At 44.7% G+C, this 22,029-nt stretch carries 20 protein-coding genes; all 20 read right to left on the bottom strand.

What is annotated here, in order from left to right:
* Positions 1 to 99 precede the first annotated feature (99 nt).
* Complete coding sequence (gene chrA, locus ISALK_RS01240; RefSeq protein ID WP_160718415.1) at positions 100 to 1,281, bottom strand: chromate efflux transporter; 1,182 nt, start codon at positions 1,279 to 1,281, stop codon at positions 100 to 102.
* Between the two features lie 27 nt (positions 1,282 to 1,308).
* On the bottom strand, positions 1,309 to 2,535 hold the full coding sequence (locus ISALK_RS01235) for a sensor histidine kinase (protein ID WP_160718414.1): 1,227 nt from the start codon (positions 2,533 to 2,535) through the stop codon (positions 1,309 to 1,311).
* A 102-nt stretch (positions 2,536 to 2,637) separates the two neighbouring features.
* The gene (locus ISALK_RS01230) at positions 2,638 to 3,294 is read right to left on the bottom strand and encodes a cobalamin B12-binding domain-containing protein (protein WP_160718413.1); all 657 of its coding nucleotides are present in this window, start codon (positions 3,292 to 3,294) and stop codon (positions 2,638 to 2,640) included.
* A gap of 573 nt (positions 3,295 to 3,867) precedes the next feature.
* A complete protein-coding gene (locus ISALK_RS01225; RefSeq protein ID WP_160718412.1) occupies positions 3,868 to 4,722 on the bottom strand; it encodes a class I SAM-dependent methyltransferase in 855 nt (284 codons plus the stop codon).
* A 70-nt stretch (positions 4,723 to 4,792) separates the two neighbouring features.
* A complete protein-coding gene (locus ISALK_RS01220; protein ID WP_160718411.1) occupies positions 4,793 to 5,515 on the bottom strand; it encodes a Crp/Fnr family transcriptional regulator in 723 nt (240 codons plus the stop codon).
* A gap of 16 nt (positions 5,516 to 5,531) precedes the next feature.
* Complete coding sequence (pflA, locus tag ISALK_RS01215) at positions 5,532 to 6,395, bottom strand: pyruvate formate-lyase-activating protein (protein WP_236660215.1); 864 nt, start codon at positions 6,393 to 6,395, stop codon at positions 5,532 to 5,534.
* A 43-nt stretch (positions 6,396 to 6,438) separates the two neighbouring features.
* Positions 6,439 to 8,682, bottom strand: a complete 2,244-nt coding sequence (gene pflB, locus ISALK_RS01210) for a formate C-acetyltransferase (protein WP_160718410.1) — start codon at positions 8,680 to 8,682, stop codon at positions 6,439 to 6,441.
* Between the two features lie 468 nt (positions 8,683 to 9,150).
* Entirely contained in the window at positions 9,151 to 9,915 is a 765-nt protein-coding gene (gene cobS / locus ISALK_RS01205; protein ID WP_160718409.1) for an adenosylcobinamide-GDP ribazoletransferase, read from the bottom strand.
* Positions 9,912 to 10,481, bottom strand: coding sequence for a bifunctional adenosylcobinamide kinase/adenosylcobinamide-phosphate guanylyltransferase (gene cobU, locus ISALK_RS01200; RefSeq protein WP_160718408.1), 570 nt, complete (start codon positions 10,479 to 10,481; stop codon positions 9,912 to 9,914). Before cobU ends, cobS begins: the two co-directional genes overlap by 4 nt.
* 128 nt (positions 10,482 to 10,609) lie before the next feature.
* Entirely contained in the window at positions 10,610 to 11,743 is a 1,134-nt protein-coding gene (locus ISALK_RS01195; protein ID WP_160718407.1) for a pyridoxal phosphate-dependent aminotransferase, read from the bottom strand.
* A 38-nt stretch (positions 11,744 to 11,781) separates the two neighbouring features.
* Positions 11,782 to 12,747, bottom strand: a complete 966-nt coding sequence (gene cbiB, locus ISALK_RS01190; RefSeq protein ID WP_160718406.1) for an adenosylcobinamide-phosphate synthase CbiB — start codon at positions 12,745 to 12,747, stop codon at positions 11,782 to 11,784.
* A gap of 2 nt (positions 12,748 to 12,749) precedes the next feature.
* Complete coding sequence (locus tag ISALK_RS01185; protein WP_201756809.1) at positions 12,750 to 14,339, bottom strand: cobyric acid synthase; 1,590 nt, start codon at positions 14,337 to 14,339, stop codon at positions 12,750 to 12,752.
* A complete protein-coding gene (locus ISALK_RS01180; protein WP_160718405.1) occupies positions 14,339 to 14,794 on the bottom strand; it encodes a hypothetical protein in 456 nt (151 codons plus the stop codon). Before ISALK_RS01180 ends, ISALK_RS01185 begins: the two co-directional genes overlap by 1 nt.
* Positions 14,784 to 15,593, bottom strand: coding sequence for an energy-coupling factor ABC transporter ATP-binding protein (locus ISALK_RS01175; protein ID WP_160718404.1), 810 nt, complete (start codon positions 15,591 to 15,593; stop codon positions 14,784 to 14,786). Before ISALK_RS01175 ends, ISALK_RS01180 begins: the two co-directional genes overlap by 11 nt.
* Positions 15,594 to 15,612: 19 nt before the next feature.
* A complete protein-coding gene (locus ISALK_RS01170) occupies positions 15,613 to 16,329 on the bottom strand; it encodes an energy-coupling factor transporter transmembrane component T family protein (protein ID WP_160718403.1) in 717 nt (238 codons plus the stop codon).
* A complete protein-coding gene (locus tag ISALK_RS01165) occupies positions 16,326 to 16,949 on the bottom strand; it encodes a CbiM family transporter (protein WP_371723331.1) in 624 nt (207 codons plus the stop codon). The genes ISALK_RS01170 and ISALK_RS01165 overlap by 4 nt, the downstream gene beginning before the upstream one ends.
* Before the next feature lie 121 nt (positions 16,950 to 17,070).
* A complete protein-coding gene (hemL, locus tag ISALK_RS01160) occupies positions 17,071 to 18,357 on the bottom strand; it encodes a glutamate-1-semialdehyde 2,1-aminomutase (RefSeq protein ID WP_160718401.1) in 1,287 nt (428 codons plus the stop codon).
* Between the two features lie 58 nt (positions 18,358 to 18,415).
* Entirely contained in the window at positions 18,416 to 19,387 is a 972-nt protein-coding gene (gene hemB, locus ISALK_RS01155; RefSeq protein ID WP_160718400.1) for a porphobilinogen synthase, read from the bottom strand.
* Between the two features lie 120 nt (positions 19,388 to 19,507).
* Positions 19,508 to 21,067 carry a uroporphyrinogen-III C-methyltransferase gene (cobA, locus tag ISALK_RS01150; protein ID WP_160718399.1) on the bottom strand — a complete coding sequence of 520 codons (1,560 nt, stop codon included), beginning with the start codon at positions 21,065 to 21,067 and terminating at the stop codon, positions 19,508 to 19,510.
* Entirely contained in the window at positions 21,048 to 21,995 is a 948-nt protein-coding gene (gene hemC / locus ISALK_RS01145) for a hydroxymethylbilane synthase (RefSeq protein WP_160718398.1), read from the bottom strand. Before hemC ends, cobA begins: the two co-directional genes overlap by 20 nt.
* Positions 21,996 to 22,029: the final 34 nt, after the last annotated feature.

The raw sequence follows: 22,029 nt of genomic DNA, 5'->3' as shown, positions 1-22,029 counted from the left end.
AATTTCCTTTGAGGTTCATATGAATGCTCACCGACCTCATTCCTCCGGGATCTCTTTTATTATGACAAATAATTTAGTTACATTATCTCAAGACAAAATCTAAAGCAAAAATCCAGAAACCAGAACCGCCAGAACAATCAGGGGTGCCGGTATTTTCTTCGTCAGAAGCAATGCGACGGTCAAGATCATAACTATAAAGTTATCGATCGCAAACCCGCTGCTTTGCATTAAGATCACCGCTGCAATGGTAATCAGTCCTCCGGCCACGGCGGTAATCCCCCGAAGAGCGATTTTAATACCTTTTATCCCTTTCAGCCGTTCCCACACGGGATAGATAAAGTAAATTAATAAAAGCCCCGGCAGAAAGATGCTTATGCCGCTGACCACAGCACCAAGGACCTGGGTTACGGCACTTCCTCCCCGAGCTGCCATGCCCCCGGCATAGGCGCTGAAGCTGAACATCGGACCGGGAAGCCCCTGTACCAGACCGTAGCCCGTTAAGAACTCTTGACTACTCATGTGTTGATTCACTTCCACAATCTCACTGTACATCATCGGAATTACCACCTGTCCGCCGCCGATGACCAAATAACCGTAGCGGTAGAAACTCTCAAATAGCCGAATCATTTGATTATCCGAGAGAAACACCAGCACCAGGCTTCCTAAGGCGAAGGTTCCAAAGAGAATTAAGTACTTCCATGGAGGGTTCAATTTAACCCGATGCCACATATCCTTTTCCCTAGATGTTAAAACACTTACGGCTCCGCCAAAGATCAACACCAAGGGAAACACCCAGGGTTCCCTCAAAAAATATGTAGTTACCCCTCCAAATATTAAAAGTCCCAAGGTGATTCCGTCTTTTATCACCTTTCGTCCGATTCGGTATGCGGCTACAATAATAAACCCTACAGCCATAGGACCAATGTAGCGCAGTCCTTCCTGGGAGAGGTTCATATCCGTTAGTATTTGGGTCAAAAAAGAAAGTAGGGTCATTACTATAAGAACAGGCAATGCCCATACCAGCATGGTCAGCAGCGCCAGCAGCGGCCCACCGGTTTTGTATCCGATAGCAACAATCGTCTGGGTGCTACTGGGACCCGGTAAAATTCCGGTTAAGGCCATCAGCTCCACAAGCTCTTCTTCGGTCAAATATTTTTTCTTAATAACCATCTGATCCGTAAAAACTCCGTAGTGAGCCTCGGGGCCACCGTAGGCACCGAGAGAACAGATCAAAACGTCTTTTAAAAATGTACTCCGTCCTATCGTTCTTTTTTCTTCCAAAGGCTTCCTCTCCTTATGTCAGGGCCATTAATTCACTTCTTCCTTCGGAAGTAGCACAGAGAATCTCGAGCCCTTTCCCTCTTCCGATTCCACTTTTATGTCCCCGCCATGACCTTTGATGATTTTTTTAACTATGGCAAGACCCAATCCTTCCCCCTTTTCTCCTTCGGTACTTTTTGTATCCGTCTGCTGATAGGGCTTAAACAGTTTTTCTTTATCTTTCATTGAAATCCCAAGGCCTTGGTCTGACACTTCGATGATCACCTTCTCATGGTCCGATGATACCGTGACTTTTATACTGCTGTGGGAGGGGGAAAATTTTACAGAATTCCCTATTAGATTATTTAGTACTTGGTTCAACTTACCGGGATCCACTTTTGCAAATGGGGATTCTCCTTTAAGGAGATATTCCAGATTAATATCCTTTTGACGAGCCACAATAAGATTATTGGAAATATTATGTCTTACAAGGTCCTCAATATTTATTAAATATTTATCCAACTGCAAATTCCCCAACTGAATTTTAGAAACATCAAGAAAATCATCTATAATCTTCAGCATATATTCACTGGAGCTGGAGATCAAATCCAGCATCTCTCTTTGTTCATCATTCAATTGCGCTTGAATTTCTCCCTTCAGTATTTCACTATACCCCATAATGGTACCTATGGGATTACGAAGATCATGAACCGCCATACCTAAGTATTCGTTTTTCTGCTTATCCAAACGCTTCAGATCAATGTTTTTTTTCGTTAATGTTCGTTGCATATTGGTTAACTCATTATTCAAGGTGCTGATATGATGATAAGTTTCTACCTCTGCATTTTTAGGCAACCCATTGTTTCGTGTGACATTTCTTGTAAAACTTCTTTTTATAATATCACGAATCTTCTCCCCATAGGGGCTGTTCCTTTTGATCAGTTCCTCGTAATAATCTAAAATTTGATCTGCGTTCTCGGCGGCAACAACAAAAAAGTCTTCCTCATCCAGAACCCCAGCAAAGGTCAAGGGTATATTTTTTTCCTGGCCCTTAAGATTCAGTTTCCAACCTAAACCGGTACCGGATTCCGCTACTTCGGCAAAAAATCTTTTATATTCTATAAGACTTTCATGATCCAGGTAATAATGGATGTTTTCTTTGGGATCAAAGGGAAATTCCCGTTTCAGTTCATTTCGGATAATATCTTTAATAATGCCTTCCCGGCTGCAACGAATAATAAAGCCTCGGCCCTTTGTCTCAGAATTCATCTCCATCAGCATTCGCCCCTTATCAATTTGCTATTTAGTAATTTCATAGTGTTGTTATTTTATATTTGTAATACTGCTATACTTATAGTGCTTCTGTTTTCTGATATATTATATTCTTTTAGCAGCGACTTTTCTTGTGAATTGCAATGCTTCAGTGAAGTTTTTTCCTAAAAAGTCCCCCCCGGTGTACTGATACAAATCAGGAGAAATTACATAGGCCAACCCTCCTACCATTACCGGAATCGATGGATCGTATTCTTCTTTAATTCTTTTGATCAGGTCTCTGATAACTTCTTTGTTTTCTTCTACCGTAGCGGAGAGCCCGACAAGATCCGGTTTTTCTTCCCTCACCATTTCAAATATTGCATCAATGGGCATATTGGCTCCTAGGTATCGAACATCCCAACCATCCATTTCAATAAGGTCCGCCAGCATCCGTGGTCCTAATTCGTGAAGTTCCTCCCCGACACAGGTTAAAATCATCTTTCCTTTATACTCCGGGTTTTTATTGGAAAACAGATGCTCATAAAGACCGGAAATAACACTTTGGGTAATGGCGGTTGCTAAATGCTCTTGGGCTATGGTAATTTCATTAACTTCCCACAACCTTCCTATTTCCATCATAGAAGGACCAATCACCTCTTCGTACAGTTCCTGCAGGGTGATTGTTTCATCCAGAGCCTCCTTCACTAAAAGGTAACACTGACGTCGATCTCCCCGAAGTAAGCCTGATAAATACTCCTCTTTTAGCTTTTGGATATCCATAAAAACCCCTCCGATAAATTGCTGGTAGCCGAACTATTTTATCATTTCCTATTATTATATAGGATTTTAAAGAATTTATCTATGCATTTATGATAGATGACAGCGGGACGGAGTTGTTGTCATCCGTCCCGCTGTCATCTACCTATCATCTTGTATTAATCCTTTTCCGGAGAACCAAATACATTTATCTCGGTAATCAGCTGGAGCAGTACCGGGCGAGTTGAAAACCAGCGAAACGATTCAGTTCTGCTAGGGCTTCTTTTACACTCAGGGCTTTTTTGTAAGGTCTCGATAATCTATCTTCTTCCACTTGGGTAAGCCCGAAACCGAAGTGATTGTTGCTTATATGTACTTGAAGGACCAAAAGTATGAAAGTCCATAGAGTGATCCTCTTTATTTCTTTTATTTTGTTCCTTTTGTCACGCCCTTAAATATTGCTTTCTAGTTTCTATCTATTATACAATGAACGATTCATCTATGATAGGGAGAATTATATAGAGCGTGACAGTTGATGACAGCAGGACGGAGTTGTTTTCAGCTTTACTATATATAGGTTTCAGAGTCATTTTCCTGTTACAATTTTTTACTGGGATATGAATAAGGTGGACATTTCCAAGTGAGGATGCCCTGAATCACTTCAGTTTTTTCAGTTACCTTCCCCTTGTGGGATTTATGCTCAAGAATTTTTTTGATTTTTTCTCGGTCCTCTTCCGACAAGCTTACCATAGAAGACATTTTGTCGGTATAAAGACTGTAGGCCTCTTCCACTGTCATATCATCCTCCCACTTTCTGTGGATGTACTCTATCTCCGGGGTGTAGTCCAGTTGCCACAGGATATTAAAGACATAATAAACTTTATCGATTTTTTTCGGGGACAATTGATACTTTTCATAAATGTAGTCGGCGATTTCATTCTCTAATCGGTCGGATCTTCTGACAAAGCCACTGAGGTAACAATACTTTCTACAGGCCATAAGCATTTTTTCCAAGGTCTCATAGTTAAATACCCCGGGAGTCATGGATGCAAAAACCAAGTCAAAGGCTTTTTCCCACTGACGCCCTTTTAAATCTACATCCTTCCAATCCAAACTTATAGGATGGATATTTAATATGTTGGTACTTTCCATGTTTTTCTGTAAATGTTTCAGCATGTTTTCCGATATATCCAAAGCAGTGATGCTTTTTACCTCCTTAGCCATGGGTAGGGTATGTTTACCGGGACCACAGCCGATATCCAGTACCTTCATATCTTTTGACAGCATATTTTTAGATTTTAACAGTTTCACAACATTGCTGCCTATTTTCCCTTCAGTAAATACTTTGCCGTCAAAAAAATCAGCTCTGTTATCCCAAAACTCTTGCTGCTTATGTCTTCCCTTTTCCTGTTTCTCCCATAGATCAACCCAATATTTCAGTTCTTTTTCCATTTTCCTCTCCACCTTCTCACGCCTTTCTTATATTGTTCCTCCCTCTCTTTCCCCTCCTTCAGCTTTAAACCTAAAGCTTCCCTTCAAGTCTTTTAATACTCTTGATCAACACTTTCCGGTTGCCTCGGTCCTCTAGGATCCCCTCTCGCTGAAACTCTTTCATTTTTCGAATCACAGTCTCCCGGGCAATACCGGCGAGACTTGCCATTTCCTCCCGATTCATAGTGAGATTCAACAATGTACCCTCAGGGGTTTCTTTTCCGAACTCCTTTATAAGGCTTAGGAGCATACTTGCCACTTTGGCATCGGAATTTCCGATGGATAGGCGCTCTACTAAGGATTCAATGCTGTTGATCCGGTCATAGGCCTTTTCCAAAACCTTTAAGGTCATTTCAGGATTTTTGAGTATTATGGCGTCAAAAGAACCTTTTTTTAGAATACTCATTCTTGTCGGTTGGATGGCCGTAGCATCAAACTCGAAACGATCAGCCTTTAGGAGATTAAAGGCCCCGATAAAATCCCCCGGAGAGTAAATGTAAAGAATCTGTTCCCTTCCGTCGGAGAGGGACTTGGTGATTTTCATTTTTCCCGAACACACGATAAAGAGACCGTCGGCTTTATCCCCACGGCGAAAAATACGGTCTCCTTTTTTATAATCTCGGATGATTACCTCTTCCGTCAGTTTTTCCAGTTCCTGTTTGCTTAAAGACGAGAGCAGGGGTATTTCTTTGATACAGTGTTCTCCCTGACAATTTTGACAAGGGTTGTGCAGTTTTGCAGAAGTGCTTGGCATACCACCACCCGCTTTCTTATCCGGTTCTCAACGCTTCCCTAGCTTCCAGAAGTTTTTCTAAGAATAACTCATATTCCCGGGCTTTGTCAACATCCATGGGAGGGGTTCCGGATAAGGGGTCCTTTCGGCCAAGCTCTTGATACTTTTCCGCCCCCATTTTATGGTAGGGCAGGATCTCTACTTTTTCTATTTTATTTTGATAGGGAGCTATCATACAGTATAAAGCTTCCATACTCTTCTTATTGTCGGTATAACCCGGGACCATTACATGACGGATCCAAACCTTCCCATGAAAATCAGGTAGCTCACGAAGGAGGTCCCGGGTCCCCTCCATGTTCTTACCTGTGAGTTTCAAGTGCTTGGAATCCGTTACATGTTTGATGTCCATTAACAAATGATCCACATAAGAAAGTAACTCTCCAAGGTACCCTGAAGTCGGCCCCATTGTTTTATTTGTTTCGTCGTAGCTTGTTAACTTGTTACTTCCTCCATATCCGCTGGTATCCAAAGCGATGGAGATCCCCTCTTCCCTGAGCCTTTGAAAAAGATCTCGCAAAAACTCCCATTGCAAAAGCGGCTCCCCACCGGAGATGGTTACGCCTCCTCCCGACCGTCGGTAAAAAGGTTTGTATCGCTTTGCAACAGCCACCACTTCTTCAGTGCTCATTTCCCTGCCTCCATCAAACTTTTGGGTGTCGGGATTATGGCAGTAGAGGCATTTAAGCGGGCATCCCTGAAGAAAAAACACGGTGCGGATGCCCGGCCCGTCATGAAGGCCCATGGTTTCATAGCTGTGGATTCGTCCTATCATTATAGCCTTCACACCCTTTCTTTTGCTTTCATCATCAAACTGTCCAAGTTTTATCAACTCTCTATTCAACGGGTTTTATCAACCCTCTTTTTTCAAGTTTTTTCTGCTATATTTATGCACTTTCGTGGAAGGTTCGTGCCAGAACCTCCTCCTTTTGTTCTTGGGTCAATCGATTAAAGTGAACGGCGTATCCGGAAACCCGAAGGGTTAATAGAGGATACTTTTCCGGATGAGCCATGGCATCTTCCAAAACTTTTCGCTGTACGGCGTTAACGTTTAGATGGAAGGCCCCTTGTGCGAAATAGCCGTCTAGGATGTTGCTAAGGTTTTTGATCTGATTCCTTACTTCTTTTCCAAGAGCCTTCGGCGTAATGGAGAAGGTGTTGGAGATCCCGTCTTTACATACTTTATCGTAGGGCAGTTTTGCCACAGAGTTCAGTGAAGCCAGTGCCCCCCGTTGATCCCGCCCGTGCATGGGATTGGCTCCCGGTGCAAAGGGTTCACCTTTTTTCCTTCCATCGGGAGTGGTCCCGGTTTTCTTTCCGTAAACCACATTCGAGGTAATGGTCAGCACCGACAGGGTGTGCTCCGCATTTCGGTAAGTTTCTGTTTGTTTCAGCTCCTTGCTGAAGTCTTCCAGCACCTGTACTGCAAGGTCGTCCACCCGGTCATCATCATTGCCGTAGGTTGGATATTCTCCCGTTACCCTAAAGTCTACGGCGATGCCTTGTTCATTTCGAACCGGTCGCACCTCGGCAAATTTAATTGCCGACAGGCTATCGGCCACAATGGACAGTCCCGCAACCCCAAAGGCCATATATCGGTGCACCAGACTGTCATGAAGAGCCATCTGAGAGGCTTCGTAGGCATATTGATCATGCATATAGTGAATGGTGTTCATGGTTTCCACATAGAGCTTAGCCAGGGACTGATTTACCTTATTAAAGTTTTTCATCACTTGGTCAAAGTCCAGAATTTCTCCCTCTAAGGGTTCAATGCCCTCAATCATCTGGATCGGTTCACCGTTTTCTCCAGATTTCATCTCATCCCGACCACCGTTGATGGCGTATAGCAGGGCTTTCCCAAGATTTGCCCGGGCACCGAAAAACTGCATTTCCTTTCCAATTTCCATCGCCGATACGCAGCAGGCAATGCCGTAATCGTCGCCGTAGATCGGTCGCATCAAATCGTCGTTTTCGTATTGAATGGCCCCGGTTTCCAGAGACATTTTGCTGCAGTAGTTTTTAAAATTATCCGGCAGATCTTCGGACCATAGGACAGTCATATTGGGCTCCGGAGCCGGGCCTAGGTTCGTTAAAGTATGAAGAAATCGATAAGCGGTTTTCGTTACCAAGGTCCGCCCATCAACACCCATTCCGCCAATGGCCTCGGTAATCCAGTTGGGATCTCCGGCGAAAAGTTCATTATATTCCGGGGTTCTAAGATGCCGTACCATTCGAAGTTTAATGACCAGGTCGTCAATCAACTCCTGAGCCTGTACTTCACTTATAATTCCCCGCTGTAAATCCCGTTCTATATAAATATCCAAAAAGGTGGTGTTTCGTCCAAGGGACATGGCCGCTCCATTGTTTTCTTTTACCGCTGCCAAATAAGCAAAGTAAAAAAATTGTATCGCTTCCCGGGCAGTATCTGCCGGTTGGGTAATGTTATAACCGTAACTTTCCGCCATTTTTTCCATTTCTTCAATAGCCCGGACCTGCTCTTTAATCTCTTCTCGAAGTTTTATGGTCTCTTCTACGGAGCTCCCCTTAATATCGTCCTTTTCCTTTAGCTTCTCACCCTTTAGCACCTGAGATCCGTAAAGAGCCATTCGTCGATAGTCTCCAATGATTCTTCCCCGACCGTAGGCATCGGGCAGTCCCGATAAAAGTCCTACCGACCGGGCTTTTTTCATCTCCTTAGTATAGGCGTCAAACACCCCGTCGTTATGGGTTTTTCGAAAGGCGGTAAAGGATTTTTCCAATTCCGGATCCATTTCATGATCATAGGCCTTTAAGGCGTCCTGTACCATTCGATACCCGCCGTAAGGATTTACAATCCGCTTTAGGGGCTGATCCGACTGAAATCCGTGAATCAGCTCTTTTTTCCGGTTTAAATACCCGGGAGGATAGTTGGCAATCCCGGAAAACCTAGTAGTATCAATGGCAACCTTTCCCTCTCTAATCTCTTCGGTAATGGCGGCCTCCCCTTTCTCCCAAAGACTCTTGGTTCTCTCGGTACATCCCTCTAAAAAAAGATCATCCCCTTCATAGGGTGTGTAATTTTGTTGAATAAACTCCCGTACATTTATACTGTCTTTCCACTGAAATCCTTTGAATCCATCCCATGCTTTCATCGGCTCCACTCCTTATATTTTAAATTTCCTAATCTTATTAATTGTCCCCCATCACATGCGTCTTGGGGCCTTATCCTTTCAAGTATTTCTATTGAAATTTTTTCAACGGATGACTTCCGCTGTCAAAACCATTATAGAACGCTTTTTTTCTTTTAGCAGTGACCGGAGTCACTTTTAGGAAATTTATCAGGAAACTTCTTAATAATCGGTAAAAAACATAGCAGGAGGACAGCGAAGGACGGTGGACGGAGTAACTGCCCCCCCCATATACAAAAAAGAACAACTGTCTTCATTTACCCATTCGGTCGGGACCATGAAAACAGTTACTCCTCTTTAAATATTTTTAAGTTTTTGCTTTTATATCAAGGCTTAAAAGTCAAATTCTGCAGGGAGATAGTATTTCCGTCCCCCTGTCACCGTCCACATTTCACCCGCTGTCTCCTCGTTTGTTTATTTTGATTATAAGCTTTAGCTAAGGTTTATGAGATAAATCAAAAATAAACTAAGAGGCTGAAGCACCTCGATAATAAATCCGATACCGTCGCCCGTAAGGCCACCCAGTTTCATTGTAATCCATTTAGAGAGGAACAAGCCTCCCATAAAGGTTAAAAAAAGGGGAAGAAAAATCACTGTCGGATAAAAGATAAGAACAATAACTACCGGTAGCAATGTACTCATCAACAAAGTTCTTAACCCCGTAGCTTCAATCACTCCTTTGCCAAGACCTTGCTGATTTTTAGGATAGGAGGAAAAACCCATGGCAAACAGGACCCCGCTACGGCTGAGCAGAGGGCCTAGAATAATGTATGCCGGTCCCATGAAAGAAAAAAGTGCTACGGTGAGGAGGATATTTACTACAATGGCAATAACACCGAAGGCACCAATGTGACTATCCTTGATAACTCTTCGTAAGTCCTCCTCTTTACGATTACTGAAAATCCCGTCACTAAGGTCGGAAAGTCCATCCAGGTGAAGACCACCTGTAAGCCATAAATAAACCATCCAGAGAATCACTGCCCGTATTAAGGGGTCCATAAAATGCATTAGGTATCCCACAACTCCAAGGACAATGCCAATGATTCCTCCGATCAAAGGCATATAAAAGATTCCCCGATGAAATTCCCTTTGCCTAATCTTAAAGGAGAATTTTACGGGTATCCGAGTTAAAAAGGTCAGCATCAACAGAAAGGAACGCATCTCAGACCCGATGGCCGAAAAAATTTTACTCCTCACCGATCCTCCCCCTTTAGACACATGGGAATACCGGCTACAACAAAATACACCTTATCCGCCCGGGCCGCCACCTCATGATTTATCCGGCCTAGAATATCTCGAAAGATCCGCCCCATGGGATACTCGGGTACTAAGCCCATCCCCACTTCATTGGATACAATAAAAGCCTCTTTTTCCCTTAGTATGTCCAGAAGATGCTTCACTTCCCGTTGAATTTCTTTTTCCATCTGATCCCGTTCATTTGCCGTGATTTGATCGAAGTCCCGTTCCTTTAAAAGCATTCTATTGGTCACAAAAACACCGAGACAGTCCACCATAACTACGGAACGCTCTACAAAATCCGAATTTATTTCTAGCCCCTGAAACCTTGTGGACATTTCCAGGGTTTCCCACTCCTTTGGCCGCCGGATGCGGTGTTTGTTGATCCGATCCTGCATTTCTTCGTCATAGGCCTTTGCTGTGGGTATGTATAAAACATCAGCGGGCACCGTTGCCGCTTTTTTTACCAGTGCCTCACCGAAGCTGCTTTTTCCGCTTCTTGCTCCTCCTGTGATAAAGGTAATCATACTACGCCTCCTTTGTATCTTCTCCCGTTGCTTTCTCCACCTTTTAATTTTTTCCCTTCCATTTTATATTCTCCTATCTCCGGATCACAGTATAAGCCTATTTCAGTATTAACTGCCCGCAGTATGACTTAATCGGTTAGTAGCTTCTCAAGTGCCTGAATCAGCTTTTCGTTATCCTTTCGCATCCTTAGGGCAAATCGGAAATGTTCATGGTCCAGTCCATGAAAATCTTCACAGGTACGAATGTATATGCCGGCCTCTAATAGTTTTTCCTGCAGCAATTTTGCCGATATCCCGGGAATTTTCCCGAGATAAAAGTTTACACTGCTCGGGTAGATTATTAAACCCAAGTTTCTGAGTTCTTGAAAGTGTTTTTCCAAATAGTTTTTTTCTTCCTTTAGCCACTCAGTCAGATGACGTGGATACTCCTTTTCGAAGACGATTTTCTCTAAGGCCTTAAAAGCAAAGGTGTTCACGGTCCATGGCTCCTTATGTTCCAGTAGCTTTTCAATCAGCGAGCTATGGCCGATCCCATATCCTAAGCGAAGTCCGGGTATTCCGTAAAATTTTGTTAAGGAACGAAGAATGAACATATTCATTATACCGGTATTGTATAGTGGAGCTGTTTCTGATCCAGTATTGTCCCCTGAAGAATCCTCTGCTGAAAATAAGGTTGATTCTTCATTCCCGTATAAATCTTCATCAAGCACAAACTCTTCAAAAGATTCATCTACAAAAAGGATTCCTTCCCAGGTGGACATCACATGGGCAATGCGCTGAAGAAGCTTTTTCTCGTAATAGACCCCCGTAGGGTTGTTAGGGCTGCATAAAAGAAGTGCTTCAGGCTTGAGGTTTTCGAGTTTTTTCATCAATTGATCTTCGGGAATGGAAAACCCTGAGCTTTCCTCTAAGATAAAATACTCCACTTTTGTCCCCGCCAGTTCAAAAGCCCGTTGATACTCATTAAAGGTGGGCTGGACCAATAGCACCCTCTTCGGCTTAAGGCTTCGGGCAAATAAGTAAATCAGCTCCATGGCTCCATTTCCGATAATCAGCTGTCGGGGATCCAATTTATCCAGTGAGAAGGCTTTTTGCAACAAATAACGGTAATCTTCTCCATCAATGGATGGGTATTTTTCAATCGCCTCTAAGGACTCCATAATCCCCTGTTTCACGGACTCCGGAGGACCAAAGGGTGAAATGTTCACGCTAAAATCAATCACCTGTTCCTTGTTGCCTAGATAGCCGCCGTGTTTGTTCATGTGTAGACCTCCGTTTTTCCCATGAATTAAAATTTCAATCAAGCGTTGAAAAAAATATACATAGTAACCCAAAGTACTGTAAAACCGTACTGGGCCCGATACATAATCAGTGCCGCCCGGGGAATATCCTGGAGTTTCGGACCTCGTTTGGAAATTCCGATGGCAGGTTTTTCCAACACTTCACCGAAGTAGCGATGGGTCCCTCCTAGCTGAATCCCTAGGATCCCTGCCACCACGGACTCAGGATGTCCCGCATTGGGGCTTTTATGAGACCTACGATCCCGGCGAAAGGTGCTCAGTCCATCACAAAACTCTTTTTTGCTACCCGCTCCGAAAATCAGCATCAATAAACTTCCCAGCCTTGCGGGGATAAGATTTAACAGGTCGTCCAACTTCGCCGAGGCGTAGCCGATATCCTTATAGGGCTCTTGAATATAGCCCACCATGGAATCCAAGGTGTTTACCGCTTTATACATCCATAATAGCTCCAGGGGCAGGCCCAGGGCGATCCCGAGAAATATATAAAACAAGGGGGCTAACACCCCGTCAATGGTGTTTTCCGAAACCGTCTCCACCGTGGCCTTTATCACTTCCTCTTCGGAAAGTTCTTCGGTGTTTCTCCCCACCAGGTAGGACAGTCGCCGTCTTGCGTCCTTTAAATTCGTCTTTTTCAGCTGGTCAAAAACCTTCATTCCCTCTTGCTTTAAACACTCTGTAGCGATCCCCGACGTTAAAAAATAAAGCGTAATTACCCAATAAAGCCCGGGATGCAATAAATCCCCCAGCAGTAATAATCCATGGATAAAAACCCCAACGACCAGAGGCACCCCAAGGGCCAGGATAAATCCTGCAACTTTTAAGGAAAGGCTTTTCTGCCTTCGAATACCCTTCTCAAGGAGCGTAATCAACCTTCCGATGTAGATCACAGGATGAGGCATCCCTACAGGATCTCCAAATATCCTGTCAAGGATTAGGGCAAAGACTATAACCATGAGCCACTCCATCCCTACCACCCCATGACCCTAAGCAAGGCGTCCATATCCACGTACTCTTCCATCATAGTCGCCAGTCGGTTGTATTCCTGATTCTTGAGCTCTTTAAAGGAAGAACCCGCTTCTTCCACGGCACTGATAAAGTCTTTCCCCTCCGTAGTGTCCAGAATTCTTTTCTTTTTTAAATGACCGATCAGATCCCGGCGAAAATCATCGTTTTCAAAAATCCCGTGAAGATAGGTTCCGAAAATTTGGTTTTTCTCGTCGATGCTGCCGTCGAAACTGCCGTCCTCTAAACTAATCCAGGGGCTGGTTCCTTCTTTTCTTGTGGTTCTTCCCATGTGGATTTCATAGCCGGTGATTATTGTCTCGAACTCCCTTTTAAGACTCATTCCTTCTATTTTCTGTTGGAAAAGAGGGCTTCGGCCGGTAATCTGTCTAGTTGTTTTTTCCTTTTCCATCACCGTATCGATGTCCAATAAACCTAGACCATTGATTTCCGCGATCCCCGATTCCACTTGATGATCGTCCCGTAAGGTACTTCCCAGAATTTGATATCCGCCGCAAATACCCATTACCAAGCTTCCTTTTTTCACCTGAGGGTATATTCTTTCGTCAAAGCCCTTTTCGATTAAAAACTTACGGTCATGGAGGGTGTTTTTACTGCCGGGAATGATCAATAGATCCAGATCTTCGCAGTCTTTAGGGTCTTGAATGTAAGTTAACAGAACCTCCTGCTCTGTTTCCAGGGGCAAAAAATCTGTAAAGTTGGAGATAAAAGGCAGCTTAATCACTCCGATTTTTACTTTCGATAAACTCCCGTCTTGATTTTCTCGGAGTGCATTTCCCTGATCAGGTTTATTTTGAGAAGCCTTCTCTTCAAATCGATTGGTAACGCTATCCTCATCTTCGATCATAAAACTGTCATAGGGCATAACGCCGAGACAGGGAATTCCGACTTTTTCCTCCATCATCCGGATCCCGGGCTTTAATATTTCCACATCACCCCGAAACTTATTAATGATAAATCCTTTAATTCGCCGCTGTTCCTGAGGCTCTAAAAGCATTACAGTGCCGTAAATCGATGCAAACACCCCACCGCGGTCGATATCTCCCACTAAAATTACCGGAGCGTCCACCATCTCCGCAAGACCCATGTTTACCAAATCATGCTCTCGAAGGTTGATCTCTGCGGGACTGCCGGCCCCTTCAATAATCACCGCTTCATATTTTTTACTGAGGCTTTGATAAGTCCGATGGACCTTCTTTTTTAAATGGACCTTCTCCTTTTGATAGGCCTTGGCATCCAAATTTCCGTACACCTTTCCTTCAATAATCACCTGGGACCCTACCTGGCTGGTGGGCTTTAAGAGAATCGGGTTCATCTCCACCGAGGGTTCGATTCCAGCCGCTTCCGCCTGAACCACCTGGGCCCTTCCCATTTCCTTACCATCTTTCGTGATAAAAGAGTTTAGAGCCATATTTTGGGATTTAAAAGGAGCCACGGCGTAGCCCCGATTAAAAAGCGCCCGGCAAAGGCCTGCGGTCAGTAAACTTTTTCCCACAGAGGAACCGGTCCCCTGAAACATGATATTTTTTCCCATCAGCTGCTCCTCTCTCCCTTGTTAAATCGCCGGATTCGTTGCCAGAAAAACAGGGCTACCAAAATAAAACCCAGAACAATTCCTCCGATCCTTAGGTATCGCGTCCAGCCCTCCATCATTACCGCCGATTCTCCTACCACCCAGGTGACTCGATGTCCCATACCGTCATCGGCTACAATACTATGGGCTTCCGGTGTGTTTTCAAAGGAGTAATATCCCTCTTCATCGGCGGTGTCCGATGCCAGAAGTTCTCCCTCTTCATCCAATACTTCAACATTGATATTTTCTACCGTGGTACCACCTTCGTAACCTACCCATATAGTTGTGTCTTTTATGGGATCAATCATCATTCGATGGGCATAAACCGTGGTTACGGATAATAAAAAAATCAGCAGTACTAAAATTCCCTTTGTTACCATTCTACGTTGTATCCTATTTTTCTTGTTACTTTTCAATGCCTAACGCCTCCTTTAATGTTCTATTGATTTCCGCTGAATCTTTCCCGGCAATTCCGGTGCCCTGTAAAAGTTTTACTAAGCCTGGAAGTTCAAGATTTCCCTTTGATAACAGATCTTCATTTTCCAGAGCTTCAACCCCTCCGCTGTGAAGAACCTGACCTTCTTTTAAAATCAACAACTGATCCGCCCACTGGTAGGCGATGTCCACATTGTGGGTGGTGAATATTAAGGTATGCCCCCTTCCATGCAAAGTATCCAGAGCTTTTTTCAGTCCCTCCCGGGAACCGGGATCCAATCCGGAAAAAGGTTCATCAAACACCAATATCTCCGGCTTCATGGCCAGCACACCGGCGATGGCCACCTTTTTCTTTTGTCCAAGACTCAGCTCATAGGGAGAAAACTCCCCCAGTTCTTCAATTTCCATTTGCTTCAGAGCCTTTTTTACCCGGTGTTGAACTTCCTCTTCAGCAAGCCTTAAGTTTCTCGGGCCAAAGGCGACGTCTTCCCAAACCGTGGAGGCAAGAATTTGATCATCGGGCTGATCAAAGATGATCCCCACCTTTTGCCTGAGGGTTTTTAAATTTTTTTTCTCCACAAAGTCCTCTCGGATTTTAACAGTGCCTTTTTGGGGCAGAATCAATCCGTTAAAGTGTTGAATCAGTGTAGACTTACCGCTGCCATTAGCCCCAAGGATTGCAAGCTTTTTTCCTGAAGTTACGTTAAAACTCACATTTTTTAAGGCTGGTTGTTCTCCTTGATAGGTGTATGACATTTTTGATACGCTAATTCCCTCCATTTTCCAACCTCATTTCCAGTTAAAGCATCATTTCCAGTGCTTTAAGTAAGATAAATCCAATCATCAAGCTAAACACCCAAAGTCCCTCCCTTATGCCTAATGCTTTAGGAGGTCCCTTGGGAAGATCCCGGCTAAATCCCCGGGAAACCATGGTCCGGTGCACCCGTTGGGACTGATCCATGCTTCGAAGAATCATGGCTCCCATTATTTCCCCATATACCTTGAGTGTGCTCGGATGCCAACTTTTTTCAAAGCCCCGGGACACCGAGGATCGATAGGTCTTTTTTAAGGTAGCCGTCCATACATGGATGTAACGAAAGGACAGCAGCAGTACCGCGCTTAGGGTTTTCGGGATCGGTAGCTGACGAATACCCTCCACCAATTGAACCTCTTCCTGGGTATAAGTAAGGATTATCAGAAGCATAAAAACGCCAAGTCCCTTTGTTATCAACTGATAGGCGAATATCAAACGATCAGCGGATACGGGAAAACCCTCTCCCAACATCAGGGGTATTGACATAAAAAGAAGAAAGGGCAGGGGAAGCCCCAATTTTCTGATCAGAAACTTCCAGGGAAGACCCATCTGCCGAGCAAGAATCCAAAGCCCCACAAGTACAATGCCTAGAACTATAGGCTCTTCCAGGGTAATCAGTAAAAAAGCCGCGGCCATAATGGAAATTATTTTACACCGAATTTCCAGTTTCGAAATCCATGAATAGACTTTCGGTCTTCTCATCCTTTTGCGCCCTCCAACACCGTTTTTCTACTCTTATGAATAAATCCCACAGCAAAGGCCGTAATCCCTCCCTCTAGAAAAATTAATGGGATGTGGGATAAAATAATAAGCTGGATATTCGAGATCATTCCCTGGCTGTAGCGGATATCCGTTGCCAATAAAACCCCAACCAAGAGAACCACCGTAAGGGTTACCCCTAAACCACCAAGGAGACCCGACAGTACGTAGGGAGACTTTTCCCGATGATAAACCCTTGAAAATACCTGCCAACAAACCAGTGCTGGAACTCCCACCAATAAGGTGTTTACCCCCAAGGTGGTAATGCCTCCATGTTGAAAAACCGCGGCCTGTATAAATAGTCCGATAAATACCGCAATGGGTGCCCGCCTTCCTAAAATCGTTCCGATCAGTGCCGGTAGCAGGGGATGTACACTGCTAGGCCCTAAGGGAAGACTGAGCATGGCAAAGGTAAAAAACACGGCGCTCATTAAACTGATTTTCGGAATTTCTTCCTCCTTGGTTTTATATAGGCTGTAAGCGAGCATCCCTGCCGCTCCCACTGAGGTTGCCACCGCCATTTCCGTACTCAGTACCCCATCGGCTAAATGCATAGAAATCACCTCTTTTTTTAATAGAATTCTTCCACTCTTATCTTTGAAAAATTTCCTGCTACTTTCTTAAATACGCTCCATCTCTTATGTCAATTGTAATAGAATACTGTTTTTTCCATCCTTCTTTATATTAGGGAAGCTCGGAAAATACCCGGTCAATGGCACTTATTGCTTGATTCAGATCCTCCTCAGTCATTTGTACGTTCAAAAACAAAGCTTCAAACTGAGATGGGGGAAGATAGATTCCTTCTTCCAGCATGGCTTTGAAGTAGGTTTTGAAACGTTGTTGATCTGCAGCATTGGCACCGTTGAAGTCCCTTACCGATTGATCGGTGAAAAACAGAGAAATCATGGCCCCAACCCGGTTAACCGTTACAGGAATGCGGTGGCGCTCTCCAGCTTGAAGAATTCCCTGTTCCAGCTTTTCTGCCATGGCCTCAAGTTTTTTATAAAACTCAGGATTTTTTCCCAGTTTATTCAAGGTCTCAAATCCCGCCCGCATGGCCAATGGATTCCCCGAAAGGGTCCCCGCTTGATACACCGGACCGATGGGTCCGAGCATGGACATAATGTCTTTTCTACCTCCAAAAGCCCCTACAGGAAGTCCGCCGCCGATGATTTTTCCGTAACAGATCAAATCCGGAGCAATACCCGGATAAAGGCTCTGAGCTCCTTGGAAGCTAACCCGAAAACCGCTCATCACTTCATCATAAATCAGGATAATTCCATGTTCTTTTGTTAGCGCTCGAAGTCCCCGGGCAAATTCCTCCGTCATAGAAATCACACCCATGTTTCCCGCCACGGGCTCAATTATTACCGCTGCAATTTCCTCTTTATTCGCCTCAAAGATCGCTTTCAAATTGTCTAAATCGTTATAGTTTGCAGTTAATGTGTTTCGGCCGATTTCCTCGGGCACCCCTAAACTATCAGGAACGCCGTGGGTTAAGGCTCCAGATCCGGCTTTAATAAGTAGACTGTCGGAGTGCCCATGATAGTTTCCTTCAAATTTTACAATTTTCGATCGTCCGGTGAAGGCTTTGGCTAAACGTAGGGCGGACATGGTGGCCTCGGTGCCGGAATTTACCATCCGGACCATTTCCACATTCGGCAGAGAATCCACCATCAACTCCGCCATTTCCATCTCAATTTTTGTAGGGGCTCCGAAACTGGTTCCTTTTTTTATAACTTCCTCCAAACCTTTTACCACGTCTTCGTCTCCATGGCCTAAAATAAGCGGCCCCCAGGATCCCACAAAGTCCAGGTATTTATTGCCTTCCTCATCATAGATGTAGGCTCCTTCTCCCCGTTCTATAAAGGGCGGGTCCATATCCACGCTGGAAAAAGCCCTTGCGGGACTGTTTACGCCCCCGGGCATGACTCCCTTTGATCGCTCAAAATATGCACTTGATTTATTCATTGCCGTTCCCTCCCATAAGCTATTTTAATATTTTCGTTATTTTTCAGTAGATCCATGCTCAGTAGTGAAGATGTTTCGCCATATCCTTAGCAAAATAAGTAAGAATCAAATCCGCCCCTGCCCGTTTGATGCTTGTGAGGATTTCCACCATGCCTTCGGTCTCATCAATCAAACCGTTTTTTGCAGCGAGCTTAAACATGGCGTATTCACCGCTGACATGATAGGCCGCAAGGGGTGCGTCTCCCTTTACCTCTCGAATAATATCGAGATAGGCCAGGGCCGGCTTAACCATTAAAATGTCCGCGCCTTCATCTAAGTCGATGGCCGCCTGTCGCTTAGCCTCCAGGCGATTTCTCGGATCCATCTGATAGGTTTTCCGGTCTCCAAAGCTTGGAGCGGAATTTACCGCCCCTCGAAAGGGAGCGTAAAAGCTGGAGGCGTATTTCACACTGTAACTCATGATCGCCACATTTTGATAATCCGCCTGATCCAGTTCACGGCGAATCCGAAGCACACGCCCGTCCATCATATCCGAGGGAGCCACCATATCTGCTCCCGCCTCTGCATGACTGAAAGCGATACTTCCCAAACGCTCTAAACTAGGATCGTTTACCACTTCCCCATCGACCACTAAACCGCAGTGACCGTCAGTAGTATATTGACACATACAAACATCGGTAATCACCGTAAGGTCGGGAAACTTCTTCTTGATTTCCCGAACCCCCTGCTGTACAATGCCATCGGCATCATCGGCTCCGGAACCGTTAAAGTCCTTGGTCTTTGGAATTCCAAAGACCATTACTGCAGGAATCCCTAAAGAAACAACCTCTTCAATGGCCTCACCCAACTGGTCCACACTGTAGTGAAACTGCCCGGGCATATTGGGGATTTCTTTTTTGATCCCCTTACCTTGGGTGACAAAAATCGGATAGATCAAATCCTCTGCCGTCACCTTGGTCTCGGAGACCATTTTCCGTATATTTGAGGTCCTTCGAAGTCGTCTGGACCGTGTAAAATTATCTGCTGACATGTGTATCCTCCTTTAAAAAAACAAGATGCTGCAACCTTCGCTATTATGGAAAGTTTTCGTCCTTCTATCTTTTCTTTGCTTTAACTTTCTTTGCTTTGTCTTTCGTTACTCCCTTTCGCGTTACTCTTCCTTTACATCCTTAACCATGGCGTCCACTAACCCTTTGATGGTATGAGGACTGGCTATGGTGTCCACCGTAAGACCAAAGGACTTTGCCGTTTCGGCGGTTACCGGTCCGATGGCAAATATTTTGCTTTTCTGAACACTATCAATGACCTCATCGGACAGTGACTCCAGGAAAAACTGAACCGTGGAAGAGCTTGTAAAGGTAATGGCGTCAATCCCTCGGGATAAGATCTCTTTCAAATCTCCGCTGTCTTTAGGTCTCTCTGTACTGTAAAAATCCTTCTCAATAACTTGAATCCCTTTCTTGGAAAGCTCCTTTTCCAGTAAATCTCTCCCTAAGCTTCCCCGTACATGATAGAGGATGTCACCGTTTTGAAGTTTTGCCGCGAACATCTCTAGGGCCCCTTCCAAGGTATAACTCTCAGGGATCTCCACATCCATGACCCCTCGATTTTCCAGGGCTTTTTTCGTACTCTCCCCAATGGCTGTAATTTTCATATCCTTCAGATTTCTTATATCCTTTTTGATAACCTTCAATCCATCAAAGAAGGCCTCAACCCCATTGGGACTGGAGAAAAACAGATTAGCGGCGCCACTTTCTTTAAGCTGAAGAATATGGTGTGACAGTTTCCCCGGCTCCTTCTCTTCTACGATTTTAATGCTTGGGTACTCCACAACTTCGGCCCCTAGGGACATCAGCTGTTTTCGAAGGGTACTTGCTTGCTTTCGACTCCTGGTTAATAAAATCCGTTTATTTTTCAAGGGCATGAAGCGCCGCCAGTCCATTTGGTCTGAAAATCCCGCCACTTCCCCGACGACGATAATGCCAGGGGAGATGATTTTCTTTTTTTTCACTTCCTCTACGATGGTCTCCAAAGTTCCCACCGCTTTTTTCTCCTTCGCCGTGGTACCTCGATGAATCACCGCCGCCTTGGTGTTAGGCTTCATCCCCTCGTTGAGCAACTTCTTTGTAATATTCGGAAGGGCTTTGATGCCCATTAAAAATATCAGGGTCCCTTGTAGCTTTGCCAAGAGGCTATAGTCCACCATAGCCTCTTCCTTTTCCGGGTTTTCATGGCCGGTAATCACATGAAAGGAGGTGCTGATATTTCGTTGAGTCACCGGGATACCGCCGTAGGCGGGAACCGCAATCGCCGAGGTGATTCCCGGTACCACTTCGTACAGAATTCCTTCTCGTTCAAGACTTAGAGCCTCTTCCCCTCCCCGTCCGAAAACGAAGGGATCCCCTCCTTTAATTCGGGTGACGATTTTGCCTTCCAGAGCTTTATCTATTAAAATCTTATTGATTTCCTCTTGGGGCACCTTATGATGGTCCGGCTTCTTTCCCACATCAATCAGTTCCGTCCCCGACTTTTGGTAACGTAATAGTCCGGGACTGCTTAAGCGGTCATAAAGAATTACGTCGGCTTCTTCAATGGCCCTTACACCCTTTAAGGTGATCAGCTCTTCATCGCCGGGGCCCGCCCCCACTAAGTATACTTTCCCCGGTTTATTTTCTGTCTGATTTCCCTGTTTACATTCGGTCCGATGCATGCTCCTTCTCCTCCTCCCGTTGCAACAGTTCCCTGGCGCCTCTAGCTTCTAAGACTTTGGCAAGCTCTTTTCCTAAGCGGACCCCTTCCTCCATGGCACCGCTGATCGCTTCCACCAGATGCAAGTCTCCCGATGCTTCTCCCACCATGCCCCGGAGGATAAGCTTACTATCCTGAATCTTTCCATAACAGGCGATAGGAGCATGACAACCTCCGTTTAGAGCTTTTAAAAAACTTCGCTCCCCTTGTACTGCCAAAGTTGTAGGAATGTCTTCAATGGTCTTTAACATATTCTTCAGCTCCCGGTCTTCTCTTCGAATCTCACAGCCAAGGGCCCCCTGTCCCACCGCAGGGATAAAATCTTCTGTGTTCAGGTGTGCGAAATTATCAAAGCTTAACCCTAACCGATTCAGTCCCGCCGCCGCAAGAATGATCCCGTCCATTTCCTCCTCTTCCATTTTTCGAAGTCGAGTCTGCACGTTTCCACGAATCCCTTTAATACTGAGATCCCGGCGCTGTTTTAGAATTTGAGACTGTCTTCTAAGACTGCTGCTTCCGATCAATCCCCCTTTAGGAATGTCTTGAAGTCTCTTTTCTTTTCTGAGAATCAAAACATCCCTTGGATCCTCTCTCTTTGGCATGGCACCGATCACCAAATCCTTTGGAGTCTCCCCCGGAAGATCTTTCATGCTGTGCACCGCTAAATCAATTTTTTCCGATAAAAGAGCCTGCTGAATCTCCTTAACAAACAGTCCCTTTCCTCCTACTTTGCTTAGGGTTTTATTCAAAATTTTATCCCCTTTGGTTTTGATTTTTATTATATTGTAATCATATTCGGGGTAACTGGCTTTTAAAGCCTCGATGATGATTTCACTCTGAATCAATGCTAGTCTGCTGTCTCGGGATCCGATATTGATCACTCGTTTCATTGGACCAATCTCCTTTCTGATTTGCTACCTGTTA

Source organism: Isachenkonia alkalipeptolytica, assembly GCF_009910325.1.
Lineage (GTDB): Bacteria > Bacillota > Clostridia > Peptostreptococcales > T1SED10-28 > Isachenkonia > Isachenkonia alkalipeptolytica.
Note: the sequence above shows the minus strand (reverse complement) of the source record. Positions and strands in the feature narration are given on the sequence as shown.

What these genes read in the sequence shown, in the direction of transcription:
- ISALK_RS01235 (WP_160718414.1), bottom strand. Translation starts at nt 2,535, where the DNA reads ATGGAGATGAATTCTGAGACAAAGGGCCGAGGCTTTATTATTCGTTGC.
- ISALK_RS01170 (WP_160718403.1), bottom strand. Translation starts at nt 16,329, where the DNA reads ATGAGAAGACCGAAAGTCTATTCATGGATTTCGAAACTGGAAATTCGG.
- ISALK_RS01220 (WP_160718411.1), bottom strand. Translation starts at nt 5,515, where the DNA reads ATGCCAAGCACTTCTGCAAAACTGCACAACCCTTGTCAAAATTGTCAG.
- ISALK_RS01185 (WP_201756809.1), bottom strand. Translation starts at nt 14,339, where the DNA reads ATGGGAAAAAATATCATGTTTCAGGGGACCGGTTCCTCTGTGGGAAAA.
- ISALK_RS01195 (WP_160718407.1), bottom strand. Translation starts at nt 11,743, where the DNA reads ATGAACAAACACGGCGGCTATCTAGGCAACAAGGAACAGGTGATTGAT.
- pflB (WP_160718410.1), bottom strand. Translation starts at nt 8,682, where the DNA reads ATGAAAGCATGGGATGGATTCAAAGGATTTCAGTGGAAAGACAGTATA.
- hemC (WP_160718398.1), bottom strand. Translation starts at nt 21,995, where the DNA reads ATGAAACGAGTGATCAATATCGGATCCCGAGACAGCAGACTAGCATTG.
- ISALK_RS01225 (WP_160718412.1), bottom strand. Translation starts at nt 4,722, where the DNA reads ATGGAAAAAGAACTGAAATATTGGGTTGATCTATGGGAGAAACAGGAA.
- hemL (WP_160718401.1), bottom strand. Translation starts at nt 18,357, where the DNA reads ATGAATAAATCAAGTGCATATTTTGAGCGATCAAAGGGAGTCATGCCC.
- ISALK_RS01175 (WP_160718404.1), bottom strand. Translation starts at nt 15,593, where the DNA reads ATGGAGGGAATTAGCGTATCAAAAATGTCATACACCTATCAAGGAGAA.
- cbiB (WP_160718406.1), bottom strand. Translation starts at nt 12,747, where the DNA reads ATGGAGTGGCTCATGGTTATAGTCTTTGCCCTAATCCTTGACAGGATA.
- cobA (WP_160718399.1), bottom strand. Translation starts at nt 21,067, where the DNA reads ATGCATCGGACCGAATGTAAACAGGGAAATCAGACAGAAAATAAACCG.
- hemB (WP_160718400.1), bottom strand. Translation starts at nt 19,387, where the DNA reads ATGTCAGCAGATAATTTTACACGGTCCAGACGACTTCGAAGGACCTCA.
- cobU (WP_160718408.1), bottom strand. Translation starts at nt 10,481, where the DNA reads ATGATTACCTTTATCACAGGAGGAGCAAGAAGCGGAAAAAGCAGCTTC.
- ISALK_RS01230 (WP_160718413.1), bottom strand. Translation starts at nt 3,294, where the DNA reads ATGGATATCCAAAAGCTAAAAGAGGAGTATTTATCAGGCTTACTTCGG.